The sequence below is a fragment of the Streptomyces sp. NPDC052023 genome (assembly GCF_044548465.1).
GTDB lineage: Bacteria > Actinomycetota > Actinomycetes > Streptomycetales > Streptomycetaceae > Streptomyces.
This window is the reverse complement of the sequence record NZ_JBIUBW010000043.1, coordinates 1-13,107: the sequence shown is the minus strand read 5'-3', so window position 1 is coordinate 13,107 and position 13,107 is coordinate 1. Positions and strand designations below refer to the sequence as shown.

The window sequence follows — 13,107 nt, the reverse complement described above, 5'->3', positions numbered from 1 at the left end:
CGCCCGTCGAGTACGAAGCCAACTACTACACGGAACTTACGAAACCCCAGGTCACAACCACAATCTGAGATCTCTACCGAACCCGGGGCGGTTCACACGGAAGGCCCGCCGTTCGTTGGTCAGCCCGCCCCCTTGCGCACACCTCATGCACTTTGGCGCACCGCAGGGATCATGACCCGTCAGCCCCACCGACACCACGCTTTGCAGGTCAGTAAGCAGTAGCCAGTGAGAATTGGGGGCGGGCGCCACCAGGAGCCCGCCCCCGCCACACTCCCCGAACTAGCCTGGCTTCCGACGGCGCCACAAAAGGAGGAGCAAGCATGCAGGAGTTAGCACACAGCGGCGCCGTGAGCATTGCGTACGGCCACTTCTACATCGCCGAGTGGGTCGAGGTGCCCGATTTCCGCACTGATGACCCAGTTATCGTGACACCTGGACAGTTCACCATCATAAGCCGGGTACAGGCCCATCTGATCGAGGTCACGCTGCAACTGGCAGCTGTGGAACCTGCGCCGGGAACAGGGTGGCAACTGCTGGGCAGTTACCCCTACCGGCCCACACGCGCCGGGCTGATCGCCGTCACGGCCCCCACTACTGGCCAGGGCCCGCAACTGCAACTGCACCCCCACACCACCTACACCGCGTACATCTTCACCCATGGCCGCGCCGACTCACGCGAGCGATGGCAGGCAGCCATGGCCCGAGAAGAGTGGGGCGCCGGCCTGGACGGGGGCTTCGAGGCCTATCTCGTGACGTTTGTACCCACCGGCAGCCAGCAGGCCCCGCCTCCGCCCGAGGGACGGCCTGTGGCGGTAGATGAAGAGGGACAGCTCCCGGCGAACTGACCTGACGATCAACACACGAGGTGACCTACCGCCCACTGCTTCTCCCCGCCCTCACACAACCCCACCTTCGCCCGCTCCGTTGATCAGTTACGCAAGCCCCTGACCTAGGCAGCGAGAGGCGTGGCGTCAGCCGATCCACTGACGCCACCGCGCCCGGGGCGGGTCACAGTGGCCGGAGTCGACGGCTCGCTGGTAAGCGCGTTCAGCAAGTTCCTCGTCCGACCACACTCGGCCAGTGGCGTCCGGCAGATTGCGCCCACTGCCGTCCTGGACTGTCGAGACCGAGTACGTGCAGTCGGAGCCTACGGACTGCATGGCGTACCACCCGAAGGCAGTCAGGGCGGTGACGGCGCAGGCGATCCCGACAAGCTGTCGCGGACTGCCCAATCTGCGGCGGATCATCGGCGCATCCTACTCATCACACAGCAACTCGATTCGGCAGCGATCCCCGGGCAAGTAGCCGTGCTGGCTCATACCCGGCTGTGCACGCCCTGATGGCCGACCGGCAGGAGACACCACTCGTCAGCGCCCGAACTCTCGACAGGGCAGTGCTCCGAGGCAAGGGCGTGGCCGGTATGCGGCGGCTTGCGCGGACTCGGCTTCAGAGCAGACAGCCACGCCCGCCAACCTCCGCGGAGGGGGCGCCGCCGAGTAGTAGTCACGGCCTCTGCATCATGGGGTAGTTCAGGCGGCGTGAGCTTCGGGGCAGTTCGAGGAGGGGGGCGGTGTTCGGAGCTGGCACCGGCGCACCCTCGTGTCGTCCGGTCCCCGAGCTCCTCCGATTCACCTTGGGCCCGCCACCCCAGCCGCCGACCCCTCCACGACCTGCGGGAGATCCCCATGCCGCTGCCGACGCGCCCCGTCCGGCCGCTCGCCCTGCCCGTCGCACTGCTCCTGGCCACCGCCCTGGTGACCGCCGGCCTGACCGGCTGCTCCGCGCTCTCCCCGTTCAACACATGCGACGACACAGAGGCGCGGCTGAAGGACCTGCGCTCTCAGTCAATCCTGAACTCCGTCCCCGAAGGAGCGACCGCCCCGGAAGGGCTCGACTCGGTTCACTCGCGCTGCATCGACGACACCGGCGACGCCTGGCTGTACGCCGCGCGCGTCTACGCCTTCCCCGGCTCCCGGCAGAAGGTCGTGGACTTCTACCGCACCACCGCCCAGGCTGACGACTGGCACCTACAGCACGACCCCTCAGATCCGAACACCCCCGAAACGACGGCGGGCCTGTGCTTCACCAAAGGCGGGGAAGGCGAAGCCCTCCTGCTGACCGTGCAGTTCACCACAGCCAGCGACCTTAAGCTCGAGTACGACTACGACGCCGGGCCGGAGTTCGATTCGGGCTCCGCATTCGAGATAGAGGTCGGCTCCGAGACGGACAGGGCACGATCCAGCTGCTTCGACTGATACCCCTCGGCCTTCGGAACCGATGACGGGACGGTCTGGTCGTGGCCCTGCGCTGATCCCACTGTCAGGCTGTTCAGGCCCAGAGTCACGTCCGACGCCGGACATCTCCCGGCGGCTCGGCCAGCATGCCCACGAGCACTCCGGCTGTGAAGGCTCCGTCAGATCGAGCGCTGGTACTACGCGTCCGTCAGTATCAAAGGGCAAGACCGCCGGCGACTTTCGCCGACGCGTCAGCGGCCTCGGGGGCTCCGACAGTAACCCCTGAAGGCTGACCGAGCTTCAAGGCGGCAATCCACCACGTACTTCAGGCCGCGGGCCTGATCTCGGCGGTTGCACCGGGTGTCAACGACCGCGTGATTCCCCAGGGGTGTGGTCACGCAATTCCCCAGGTGCCCGCCGTGAGTGGCTCAGGGGCGGACCGGTTGTCAGTGGCCGTTGCGAGAATGCTGCGTCATGACGCCGTTGCTTCTTACTGACATCGAACGTGCGGTCCGCAACAGCTGGGGCGCCGACACGTGCCCGCCGGAGGATCTGCCGCAGTGGAGCACGGAGAACCCAGCTCGGGGCCAGTGCGGAGTCACTGCCATGGTCCTCAACGACCTGCTCGGCGGCGAGTTGATCCGCGGCGAGGTCCGTGTCGACGGAGAGTTCAGGGACTTCCACTGGTGGAACCGCATAGGCATGGGGGTCGAGGTCGACCTCACCCGGGGACAGTTCAGGCCGGAGGAGATCGTCACCGGCGGCACCGTCGTCCCCCGCCCGCCCGTCACTGAGTGGCGTCGCCTCCGTGAGGAGTACGAGCTCCTCCGGAGCCGGGTGATGGAGGAGCTCGATAGGGATCGGTCCGGATCTGGTGAGCCTTCCGGGGGGCCTAGCTGATCCAGTGCCGCATCAGCCAACGTTCGCCCGGGGTTGCCCCCGTCCCTTGCGCCGTTCTGTGAGCCGGCAGGCTCGCCCCCGTTGAGACGCCTTCGGTCAAGAGCCCGATCGTCTTGTATCCCGTTCAGGAAAGTAGCTGGATCGTTGGGCGCATCCCGCCCTACGGTGACGCCATGAGCGATCATTCGGAAGCGCCTGTCGCGCCCGTCGATGCCTATGAACCCCCCTACTACGTGGCTGTCTTCACTACGGTTCGAACCCAGGAGCAGAGCGGCTATGGCGAGACCAACGCACGCCTGGAAGACCTCGTGAAGGACATCCCCGGGTACCTGGGGATGGACCACGCGCAGACTCCTGGCGGGCTGGGCATCACCGTCAGCTACTTCCGCGACGCCGACGCCCTCACGCAGTGGCGGACCAACTCCGAGCACCGCGCGGCGCAAAAGCGCGGGCAAGCCGACTGGTACCAGAGCTACACGCTGCATGTGGCGAAAGTGGAGCGGAGCCACGGGTTCACGCGAGCGGAGGATCCGCAGAACCCGACACCAGGCTGACCAACCGAAGTCACCTCGTCGCGACCGGTTTCGGCCGGCGCGGCATCGGCGATGGCCGCGCAGCGCCCGGGACCGGCGAAGATCTTGCCCCGCTCGGCGAACGGCGAGTTCGTGGCGACCGCGGTGGCCCTGCACTCCTCGCGTTCGGTGAAGATCTGGAGCAGCAGTTTCGCGCCCTTCTTGTCCAGGTTCAGGTAGCCGAACTCGTCCAGGCAGAGCAGGTCGACCTTGCTGTAGCGGGCGATCACGGATGACCGCCGACGCCCCGCCTCGGCCTCGGCCTCGGCGAGATCGTTCACCAGCGCGGAGTGGTGGTGTAGCGGACCGACATCCAGCCTCCGCGATAGCGGTGCCCACCCATCAGCAGATGCGACTTGCCCGTGCCGGAGTAGCCCTGCGACAGCAGAATAGCCGCCTGCCTTAGGACGGCGACATCTTCAAGCGGGCCGCGCCCTTCTTCGCAAGGGAGACCCGGTATCGGGGCGCCCGTTCTCAGAGGAGGAGCAGCGTGCAGGAGTTCAGGCGGGCAGGCGCCGGATGCGGCCCCCCCTCATGGTCGGCCTGCAGCACCAAGAGAGGACCACGCGGCTCAGGGTCGATCGCGTAGCAGGTATGCGGGATGGTTGACGGCGCCCGCCTGGTGTCCTGGTCCCGGTAGTGCTCGTTCCCGGTCGGCGCAGAGTGGCAGTGGCACGCCAGCCCTCTCAACGGATGCGGTAGCGCGCGTAGATGAGGCCGCTGTCGAGGGCACGCTTTTCGTCCACCTGGCCGGCCGCGATCGCCTGAGCCGCGAGGTTCGGGCCGTCGTCGGTGAGGTCGTGATCAGCCTCGGCCTTGAGCTGCGCACCGCGTCCGGGTCCAAGGTCCGCGCGATCCTGGTCTTCGCGCTGGCCACCGACGCGAGCGACGTGGAATAGACGATCTTCATTGCTGCCCCGCCAGTCGCGGGCGTACTGCACGATGTGCGGCGGCTGGTCGGGCTCGGTGCGGGGGTCTCCCAGCAGACCATGGTCTCGTACATCCGCCGGCGGTAGGGGTACGTGCCGACGGGACGGAAGAGGCCGTTGACGACACCATGCACCTCCTGGTCCTCGGCCTCGGTGCCGAGGTCTCCCTCCGCCGCATCGGCCCATTCGCCGAGCGAGGTGACCATCGAGTAGAGGAGCCTGGCCATGAGTCTCCTTCGGGTGCGAGCGCGTCAGTTTGTCCGCGGTCTGCAACCTCTGACCCCTGACCTCCGAATTCTGACCACTGACATCAGCACCGCCCGTAACTCGGTCGGCCGGCCCGACCGGTTCCCCGAACCCGTCACATGCCGGCCGAAGCGCGCATCTCCTCGATGGGTAGCCCGCTCGCCGCTCGAACGCCTTGACGCCTTCACCGTGCCCTCCGCCGCAGACCTACGAAGCAGTTGCCGCCAGGCCTGCCGTGGTGGGGCTGTTACGGCTCCACCACGGCGAGGGTGCGGGGACGAGTTCAGGCGGCGATATGCTGGCTGATCTTCTCGGCGTGTACGCGGGCCTGCTCGTGGGCGTGGGCCAGGGAGGTCTCGTGGACCGGGATGAGGTGGGCGAGCGCCGGGACGCGAGGGGCCATGGTCAGGTCGGCGGTGAGGGTGGTGACGTCGAGGCCGAGGTAGTCGGTGTCGCCCAGGACGGACTCCAGGGCCGGGACGAGGAAGTCCTTGCCGTGGTTGGGGGTGCCGGGGCCGTAGCCGCCGCCGCGGGCGGAGATCAGCACGGCCGGGCGGCCGGTGGAGGGGGCTTCGCCGGAGGGGATGATGGTCCGGCCGGGGATGATGACCTGGTCCAGCCAGGCCTTGAAGACCGAGGGCATCATGCGGTTGTACATCGGCACGGTGAACAGGTAGGCACTCGCCCCGAGGAACTCCTCGACGAGTTCGTTCTGAACGGCGGCGGCTGCGGCCTGCTCCGCGGTGTGCTGGGCGGGGTCGGTGCGCTGGGCGGCGACGCCTGCCGCGCTCAGGTGCGGCACGGGTGAGGCGGCCAGGTCCCGGTAGACGACCTCGCCCGTCCAGGCGTCCCGGAAGGAGTCGGCGACCTGGCGGGAGACCGAAGCGGTACCGATGGAGGAGGAGTCGAGGTGCAACAGGTAGGACACGGAAAACAAAGCCTCTCGTACGGGTGAGGGGAGGTGGGCCGCGGTTCGTGCGGCCCACCGGGCTATGAGTGCAGCGGGCCTGGGGCGGTGGTCAGCCTCGGGCGGCGTGATCGGCGGGCAGCGCGCATCCGTCCGGGCCGCAGATCGCCTCGGCGTCCGCGGCGAGGGTCTGGACGAGCGGCGGGTGGGTGGCGTCCCATACCTGCTGGAAGGCACCGAGGAGTGCGTCGGTGTCCTGGGCGCCGGAGATGGCGTACTGACCGTCGATGAGGAGGAAAGGCGCCCCACGGGCGCCGAGGGCGTTGGCGCGGCGGGCCTCATCCTGGACCTGCTGCCGGAAGCGGCGCTCCACCAGGGCCTGCCGGGTCTCGTCCCGGCCCAGGCCGAGTTCGTCGCTCAGTTCGAGCAGCGCGTCCACGTCGAAGAGCGAGCGGGCCTCGCCGAAGTAGGCGCGAAAGCCCAGGTGCCACGCCTCCGCGTGCTTGCCCTGCGCGGTGGCGTGGGCAAGGAACTCGTGCGCCAGTTGGGTGTTGGCCTTCTTGTTGTTCAGCACGATGTACGGCTTGAGCCCCTCGCGCTCGGCCAGCACCTCAACCCGGCGGGTGGCCGCCTCGGCCTGGGCGTCGTCCATCCCGTACTTCTGCTTCAGCATCTGCCGGGCCGGCACCGCGGGGCTGCTCGGCAGGTCGGGGTCCAGCGGGAAGGAGCGGTGGATGAGCTCTATGTCGCCGCCATGGGCGAACCGCTCCACGGCCTGGTCGAGACGATGGTTGGCCAGACCGCACCACGGGCACGTGAGGTCGGACCAGATTTCCACCTTCACGGCGGTACCTCCAATACTTACGCTTTGGATGTAGCACCATGATGGACCCGTATGGAAGGCGATACAAAAGGCACATGCGTGTGCGCGACCGGAAGGGGATGTGCGCCATGGACACGAACGCAGGTCAGGTCACAGGCAAGACGGACACCGCCGCACTCTTGGGGCCCTGCGCCCGCTGGCCGGTGGAAGACAGGGAGATCATCCGGCACGTCCTGGACCGGGCCGGCGACAAGTGGACAGCGCTCGTGATCGCCGCCCTGGACGACGGCCCGCTGCGCTACACCGACCTGCTGCGCCGCCTCCCCGGCATTTCCCAGCGCATGCTGACTCTCACCTTGCGGCAGTTGCATCGCGACGGACTGATCAGCCGCACCGCCTACGCCGAGGTGCCGCCGCGCGTGGAGTACGTCCTGACCCCCCTGGGTCGCACCCTGCACGACATCGTGGTGTCCCTGATCGACTGGGCCGGCATTCACCACGACGAGATCAGCCGCAATCGGAGCCGCTTCGACGCAGCCACCAAGTGACGGGGGTGCGTCACCGGCGACCCTGGCTGGCTGACTGCATCCTCAGTCCCGAAGAGAGCTCCCAACACGACCACGCATCTCGGTTCTAACGGCCATAGCGTGGTTGGCGTTTGAGGGGCGGGAACGATGACTTCGGGGATCCGGTGAGCGTGATACGGGCGGCGACATCGCCGGAATTGGGATAGCACTGCGGAGTTGAGAGGCGTTCGGAGGTCGGAGACCTCTCGACCTCCCCTTCCGCCGCCGTCATGACGGGGTACCGGGCTGGACCAGAGGGGCCAGTGCGGGCCGGCCGCACCGACTGGGTCGACGTGTGCCGTCACCGGTGCGGCGGCTCTCAGAACGTGACGACGGTCGGAGCCTGCCGGAAGCCGGCGGCGATCTCATGGCGGCGTGCGGGCACCGTGTTCGGGCCGACGCGGACGTAGAACTCCGGGCGCTGTGAGTCACGGTCACAGTGCGAGCGCAGCGGGCACGGCGGGTGCCGAGGCCTTGGGCCCTCGGCACCCGCCGTGTCGCGGCCGATTGGTCCGCGGTGTGGTGACCGTGCGGCTCAGGCGCCGCGGTGCTGGTAGGCGCGGTCGACCCGCTGCTGGACGCTGTTGCCGGCCGCGTCCGTCGCGGTCACGCGCAGCGTCACGTACGCGTCGCCGTGGACGCGCCAGGGCCGCTCGACGGTAGCGGTGAAACCGCTGCCCTTGCGGGTCGTGGTGGCCCGGTTCCAGCTCTTGCCGTCGTCGTACGAGGCCTCCACCTTGACCGTCACTCCGCTCGGGGCGGCCAGACCGTCCTGCATGCGCACGCCCAGGCCGAGGGTGTGCTTGCGCTGTGAGCCCACCGCGTTGTGGACGTCCACCGGTACGTCGTAGTCGAGCTGGAGCATCGGCAGCACGGTCTTAACGGTGGTGGTGTCCGAGCGGAACGTCCACGAGGTGTGCGTGCGGGTACCGAAGTGCCAGTTGTCGGACGTGCGGCTGGTGGCCAGGTCCAGACGGTACTCGGCGTCACCCGCCGGTACCTCGAAGTTGGCCCAAGCTCCCTGTACGGACTTCGCGATCTGCTTCCCGTTGCGGTGGAGCACCGCCTCGGACCGGTCGCTGACGCTGCCGAACTGACTGTGCGACCAGTGGACGGTCTCGGAGGAGTCGTTGAAGTCCGACACGCGCACCGACAGGTTGTCGCCGTCGCGCACCGACGGCAGGTGCCCACCGCGCGGGATGGACGGGCGGACCACCGCTCGGTACCAGTCGTCCGTGGTGCGCTGCCCGGCCCGATACGTGTGCAGGTCGTCGCGCATACCGCCCTGCAGCGGCGAGGCGAGCTGGTCGACGGGGCCGTAGGCAACGGCGTGCTGCCACTGGGTGTCCCCGGTGCTCACGTACTCGACACGTTCCTGCCCCACCGGGACGAAGCGGTCATATCCGTAGAACGCGGCGTTCTGGTAGGGGCGCCAGGCGAAGCGCTGCTCGCTCGCCCAGGACGCGGCACCGGTCCGGGTGTAGGCGCTGCGCACCTGCGCCGTGTCCTGCTCCGAGACGGTGAAGACGTCCTGTTCCGGGATCGAGGCCTTGGCGATCGCCAGGTCGTACATGTACGGGCTGCGCACGGTGCCGGAGAACTCCACCTTCGTGGTGCCACTCCTCATGCGCTCCAGCAGGGCCGCGCCGTCCGCCGCGGAGGCACGCAGGACCGGCAGGGCCAGCCGCTCCCCAACCGGCGACCAGTGGGTGCGGTGGTTGACACCTGCGGGCCACACCACCAGGAGCGCCTCGGCGCCCGCGTCGACCGCGGCGCGTTCGAGTGCCGCCGCGTCATAGCCGCCGGAGTAGTCGTCCCGTACGACGGCCAGCCTGCCGCGGACCCCGCGGAAGCGGGGCGCCTGCGCCGTGCCGGCGTCCACGGCGGTGAGCCGAACGCCCTTGTCGCTGAAGGGCGGCGACGTGGGCTCATAGGTGGGGGTGAACTCCAGCGCACGGCCGGGCACCTCGGCCCGGAGCTCCGGGGCCTTCATCTGGGTGCGCAGGCCGAACTCGAAGGCGCCGTGGGTGACCGGGGCGGTGGCGGTGGTGTAGTAGCGGTCCGAGGGCCAGACCATGGTGCCCACACTGCGGACGTTCCCGTCGATCTGACGGTAGTAGACGGCGTCGAGGATGCCGTACCGCTCGGCGGGACGAGGCGTGCGGACCTTCACCTCGCGGGCCTTCGCGGCGTCGAGCGTCACCGTCATGTCCTTGGTGACCTTGATCTCGGGCACGACGACGTCGCCGACCTTGGCGGTTCCTCCGTCGCCGGGCTCCTGGAAGCTGCTGCTGATCTGGTACGTGCCCTCTTCCACCTCGGCGACGCCCGCGTGGGGATCCGAGTAGTCCACCTCGCCGTCGGCGCCCCAGATCTGCGGGGTCGCACCAGACACGACCTCGCCGGCGCGGTCGCGCAGGACGACGGTCAGCCGGTGCTTGGGGGCGTGCACAGCGAGGGAGAGGGTCGTGTGGGCGAGCACGGTGCCGTCGGCGGACTTCGCGGTGACGTAGCCGAAGTACCGGCCGCGGACCGCCTGCGCGGGGGCGGTGTGCAGCGGGACCTGCGCCGTCGTCCCTGGCGCCACCTGTACGGTGTCGGAGTCGAGGCCGACCACGCCGTCCGCGAGCGAGCGGCCGGAGTCGGTCGCCAGCTTCACCGACAGGGACAGCGTCAGCGGCTTGTCGCCGGTGTTGGTGTAGCGGACGGTTGCCGCCTGCCGCGGTCCGTTCGCCTTGCCCAGGTGCACCGGGGGCAGTGCCACTGAACCGGTGGCGGTGAGCGGGCCCATGGCAGTGGCCAGGTCGACGCGGCCGCCACCCTGCTCCGTCACCTTGGTGCCGGCCACCGTACGGGAGGTGCTGATCAGCGCGTCCTTGAGTTGCTGTGCGCTCCAGTCGGGGTGCTGCTGGGCCAACAGCGCGGCCGCGCCCGCGACATGCGGGGTGGCCATCGACGTGCCGTCGAGCGCGATGTAGTCGGCGTTGACCGGGGTGCCCAGCGAGGTGCCGGCCGCGCGGGCCGCGACGATCCCGACGCCAGGGGCGGTGACGTCGGGCTTGACCGTTTCGTCACCGTAGCGGGGGCCGCGGCTGGAGAAGGGAGCGAGGGTGTCGCTGCGGTCGACGGCACCCACGGTGAGGGCGGCGTCGGCGGCGCCAGGCGTGCCGACGGTGTACCGGCCGGGGCCCGAGTTTCCGGCGGCGACGACGAACAGCGTGTCGGTGGACTCCGTCAGGGCGTTGAGGGCGACGCTCATCGGGTCCGTGCCATCGGTGCGGATGTCCGCGCCGAGGCTCATGTTGACGACCTTGGCGCCCTCGTCGGCGGCCCACTCCATGCCGTCGATGATGCCTGACTCGGAGCCGTAGCCGTTGTCGTCGAGCACCTTGCCGATCAGCAGGTCGGCCTTGGGTGCCACCCCGCGTCGGGTTCCGTCGGAGGCGGCGCCGGTGCCGGCGACGGTGGAGGCGACATGGGTGCCGTGGCCGAAGTGGTCACCGGTGTTGCCGCTGCCGGAGAAGTCCTTCGCCCCGGCGACACGGTCGGCGAGGTCCCGGTGCTCGGCGTCGATGCCGGTGTCCAGCACGGCCACCTTGACGCCCTGGCCCTCGTAGCCGGCCTTCCACGCGGCCGGTGCGTTGATCTGCGCGGTGCTGCGGTCCAGCACTGCCCGCACCTTGCCGTCCAGCGCGATCCGCGGGGTGACCTCGGCACGCGCGGCGTCCGACTCCCCGCCCGGGGTGAGTGCCCTCCAGAAGGCAGACAGGTCGTGGCCGGACACCCGCACCGAACGGGCGTCGATGCTCTCCAGTTTGCGTGCGGGCGCCTTCCCGGCGTTGAGCGCAACGAGGCGGTCGGCGGTCGCCGCCGCTGCCTTCGCCGCCCGGGCGGTGACCCGGGCACCCGTCGGCGAGGGCTCAGGCCGTGACGAGACGATCAGCGGCAGAGCGGAGGAGCGGGCCTCGTCGAAGCCGTCGGCGATGAGGCCGGTCACGTCGAACAGGCGACGGTCAAGGGCCCCGGCCGTCACGAGGGCCTCCGCGTCGAAGGGCATGACCGTCAGGGCATTGTCGTCGCCTTCGATGCGCTTGAAAGGCATGTGCTCGCGCCCGGGGCCGGGCTCGACCGACACGGCGCGCCGCCCGCCGGGCAGCGTCGTGACGGTCACCCGGTCGCCGCTGATCAGCCGTACTGTCGCCGAGGCGTCCCTCGTCGAGGAGCCTTTGGTCGCGGCGGCGGGCCGGGCGGCTCCACCGGCAGAAGTCGGCTGCGCCGTGGCCACAGCGGGCACGCCTGCGGCAGCCAATACCAGCCCCGCAGCTATTGCTGCCCTGAGGCGGCTTCTTGAAGACATCAGCCAGAACCCTTCGTCCACCTGCAATTCACAACCTGGCCGATCATGTGTGGAGCAGTTCGAAGGGGTCTACGACTTGGGATGGCGCAAACACGACATGGCCTAACTCCGACACGGATCGCCTCCGGGGTCACCGGGCACCCGTTGCAGCGTCGCTGACGCGCCGTACAGGTGGCGTGCCTCGCGACCTTGCCAGAACTCCCAACAAACACGTGCGGCATCGGGGACCTCGAGAAGCTGTGCGGCGGGCTCGGGTGAGAGTCGTCGGGTCGGTTTCCGGAGGCAGCGGCCCTACCTGCCCGGCGGAACGCGGCGAGGGCGGCAATCCACCGCCGGACGCCACTATCGGGGTGTTCCACTTGCGGTTCACCAGCCCCTGGAAGGTGCATTGCGGCTCCTGGGCGGGGCCGCGAGCTGCCGTCCTCTTAGGGCTGTCCCGTAAAGCTCCTGAAGTCGCCACCGGCGTGGTGGGCCGCGGTGCGGACTGCTTGCCTATCCGGCAAGGGCGAGGCTGTGCAGGCGTGCAATGCCGAGATGGCGTGGTGGACGCCGTCGCCTTTGAGGCGGCAGTCGCGGAGGATCTTCCATGTCTTCATGCGGGCGAAGACGTGCTCGACGCGGGCGCGGACCTGCTTGTGGGACCTATTGTGTTCCCTTTTCCAGTGCGGGAGTTCGGTCGGGCCGCGCTGGCGGCGGTGCGGGATGACGAGTCCGGTGCCTGGATAGCCGCCGTCGGCGATTGTGAAGGTTTTGCCGACGGCAGCCTTGGCGCCGGACTCCTTCCACGCCTTGCAGTCGTTGTGGTTCCCGGCGAGCGGATGGCCGACCACGACGACCAGGCGGCAGTCGGCATCGATGACGACCTGGTGGTTGGTGGAGTACCGGTAGTTCTTCGACCGCTCGGCGATGGTGTGGTCCCGGGTGGGGACCAGGGGGCCGTCCACGATGAGAACGGTGTCCTTGGCGAACCGCTTGCGGGGCCTGAGCGCGAGCAGGGGTCCGAGGTGCTTGATGACTCGGCCGGCAGTGGACTTCGAGACGCCGAACAGCGGAGCGTGCTGCCGGAACGGCAGATTGGTACGCCAGTAGGCCGTGACCAGCAACACCCGGTCCTCCAGCGGTAAACTCCCCGGCCTGCCTCGGTCGACTGTTCTTGAGTTAGCTCAAGAGTGGTGACGAGATCCCGTCCGATCGCAAGATCGGACGGGATCTTCGTCGTTCAGGTGTCGTTCGATGCCTGTTCGGGGTGGTGAATGGCGGCGTACGCGGGCGAGCTGGCTGTCTGGCCGGCTCCTGGCAGTTCTGGGGGCATGCGAAGCGGCCCCGGTTGCCCGGGGCTGGCGATCGTGATGGCTGGCTGTGTCGCGGACCGATCAGACGTTGCCCGGAGGATGTCGGCCGTTGCCCAGCGGCGTCTGAACACGCGGTGGGTCAAGACTTGGCGAGACTGGCACGGACTCGAAGTCGGTGTCGGAGAGTAAGGGCTGTCCCGTAACTGCTGGTCACGGGTGAGATGATCTTGTCGTGTCTGGTGTGATCACGGCGTCGGAGCCCTCCTGGATAGCCCCGTTCA

General features: G+C 68.8%; 10 protein-coding genes and 1 pseudogene. 5 read left to right on the top strand and 6 right to left on the bottom strand.

Annotated elements, in window-relative coordinates; all coding sequences use genetic code 11:
* Positions 1-320 precede the first annotated feature (320 nt).
* From ACIHCM_RS37270 to ACIHCM_RS37255, 4 genes are all read left to right on the top strand, one after another.
* Positions 321-845, top strand: a complete 525-nt coding sequence (locus ACIHCM_RS37270; RefSeq protein ID WP_399906435.1) for a hypothetical protein — start codon at positions 321-323, stop codon at positions 843-845.
* A gap of 840 nt (positions 846-1,685) precedes the next feature.
* A complete protein-coding gene (locus ACIHCM_RS37265; RefSeq protein ID WP_399906432.1) occupies positions 1,686-2,255 on the top strand; it encodes a hypothetical protein in 570 nt (189 codons plus the stop codon).
* A gap of 453 nt (positions 2,256-2,708) precedes the next feature.
* Positions 2,709-3,134 (top strand): hypothetical protein, encoded by a 426-nt coding sequence (locus tag ACIHCM_RS37260; protein WP_399906429.1) that lies wholly within the window; start codon positions 2,709-2,711, stop codon positions 3,132-3,134.
* 173 nt (positions 3,135-3,307) lie between these two features.
* Positions 3,308-3,688, top strand: coding sequence for an antibiotic biosynthesis monooxygenase family protein (locus ACIHCM_RS37255; RefSeq protein WP_399906426.1), 381 nt, complete (start codon positions 3,308-3,310; stop codon positions 3,686-3,688).
* On the opposite strand, the gene ACIHCM_RS37250 is transcribed toward ACIHCM_RS37255, so the two are convergent.
* From ACIHCM_RS37250 to ACIHCM_RS37235, 4 genes are all read right to left on the bottom strand, one after another.
* A complete protein-coding gene (locus tag ACIHCM_RS37250) occupies positions 3,607-3,987 on the bottom strand; it encodes an ATP-binding protein (protein ID WP_399906423.1) in 381 nt (126 codons plus the stop codon). The genes ACIHCM_RS37255 and ACIHCM_RS37250 overlap by 82 nt on opposite strands.
* 405 nt (positions 3,988-4,392) lie before the next feature.
* Positions 4,393-4,647, bottom strand: coding sequence for a hypothetical protein (locus tag ACIHCM_RS37245; protein ID WP_399906420.1), 255 nt, complete (start codon positions 4,645-4,647; stop codon positions 4,393-4,395).
* Between the two features lie 517 nt (positions 4,648-5,164).
* Positions 5,165-5,809, bottom strand: a complete 645-nt coding sequence (locus tag ACIHCM_RS37240) for an FMN-dependent NADH-azoreductase (protein ID WP_399906418.1) — start codon at positions 5,807-5,809, stop codon at positions 5,165-5,167.
* A 91-nt stretch (positions 5,810-5,900) separates the two neighbouring features.
* Complete coding sequence (locus ACIHCM_RS37235; protein ID WP_399906415.1) at positions 5,901-6,632, bottom strand: DsbA family protein; 732 nt, start codon at positions 6,630-6,632, stop codon at positions 5,901-5,903.
* Positions 6,633-6,739: 107 nt separating this feature from the next.
* On the opposite strand from ACIHCM_RS37235, the gene ACIHCM_RS37230 reads away from it, so the two are divergent.
* The gene (locus tag ACIHCM_RS37230) at positions 6,740-7,159 is read left to right on the top strand and encodes a winged helix-turn-helix transcriptional regulator (protein WP_399906412.1); all 420 of its coding nucleotides are present in this window, start codon (positions 6,740-6,742) and stop codon (positions 7,157-7,159) included.
* 553 nt (positions 7,160-7,712) lie between these two features.
* Here ACIHCM_RS37230 and ACIHCM_RS37225 read toward each other — a convergent pair.
* Together ACIHCM_RS37225 and ACIHCM_RS37220 are read right to left on the bottom strand one after the other, a co-directional pair.
* Positions 7,713-11,462: a S8 family serine peptidase gene (locus tag ACIHCM_RS37225; protein WP_399906409.1), complete on the bottom strand. Its 3,750-nt coding sequence runs from the start codon at positions 11,460-11,462 to the stop codon at positions 7,713-7,715.
* A 564-nt stretch (positions 11,463-12,026) separates the two neighbouring features.
* A pseudogene (locus tag ACIHCM_RS37220) lies at positions 12,027-12,682 on the bottom strand (transposase); the annotation flags it as partial.
* Positions 12,683-13,107 lie beyond the last annotated feature (425 nt).

Coding starts and splice junctions, on each gene's coding strand:
- ACIHCM_RS37270 (WP_399906435.1), top strand. CDS start 321: ATGCAGGAGTTAGCACACAGCGGCGCCGTGAGCATTGCGTACGGCCAC.
- ACIHCM_RS37265 (WP_399906432.1), top strand. CDS start 1,686: ATGCCGCTGCCGACGCGCCCCGTCCGGCCGCTCGCCCTGCCCGTCGCA.
- ACIHCM_RS37230 (WP_399906412.1), top strand. CDS start 6,740: ATGGACACGAACGCAGGTCAGGTCACAGGCAAGACGGACACCGCCGCA.
- ACIHCM_RS37260 (WP_399906429.1), top strand. CDS start 2,709: ATGACGCCGTTGCTTCTTACTGACATCGAACGTGCGGTCCGCAACAGC.
- ACIHCM_RS37255 (WP_399906426.1), top strand. CDS start 3,308: ATGAGCGATCATTCGGAAGCGCCTGTCGCGCCCGTCGATGCCTATGAA.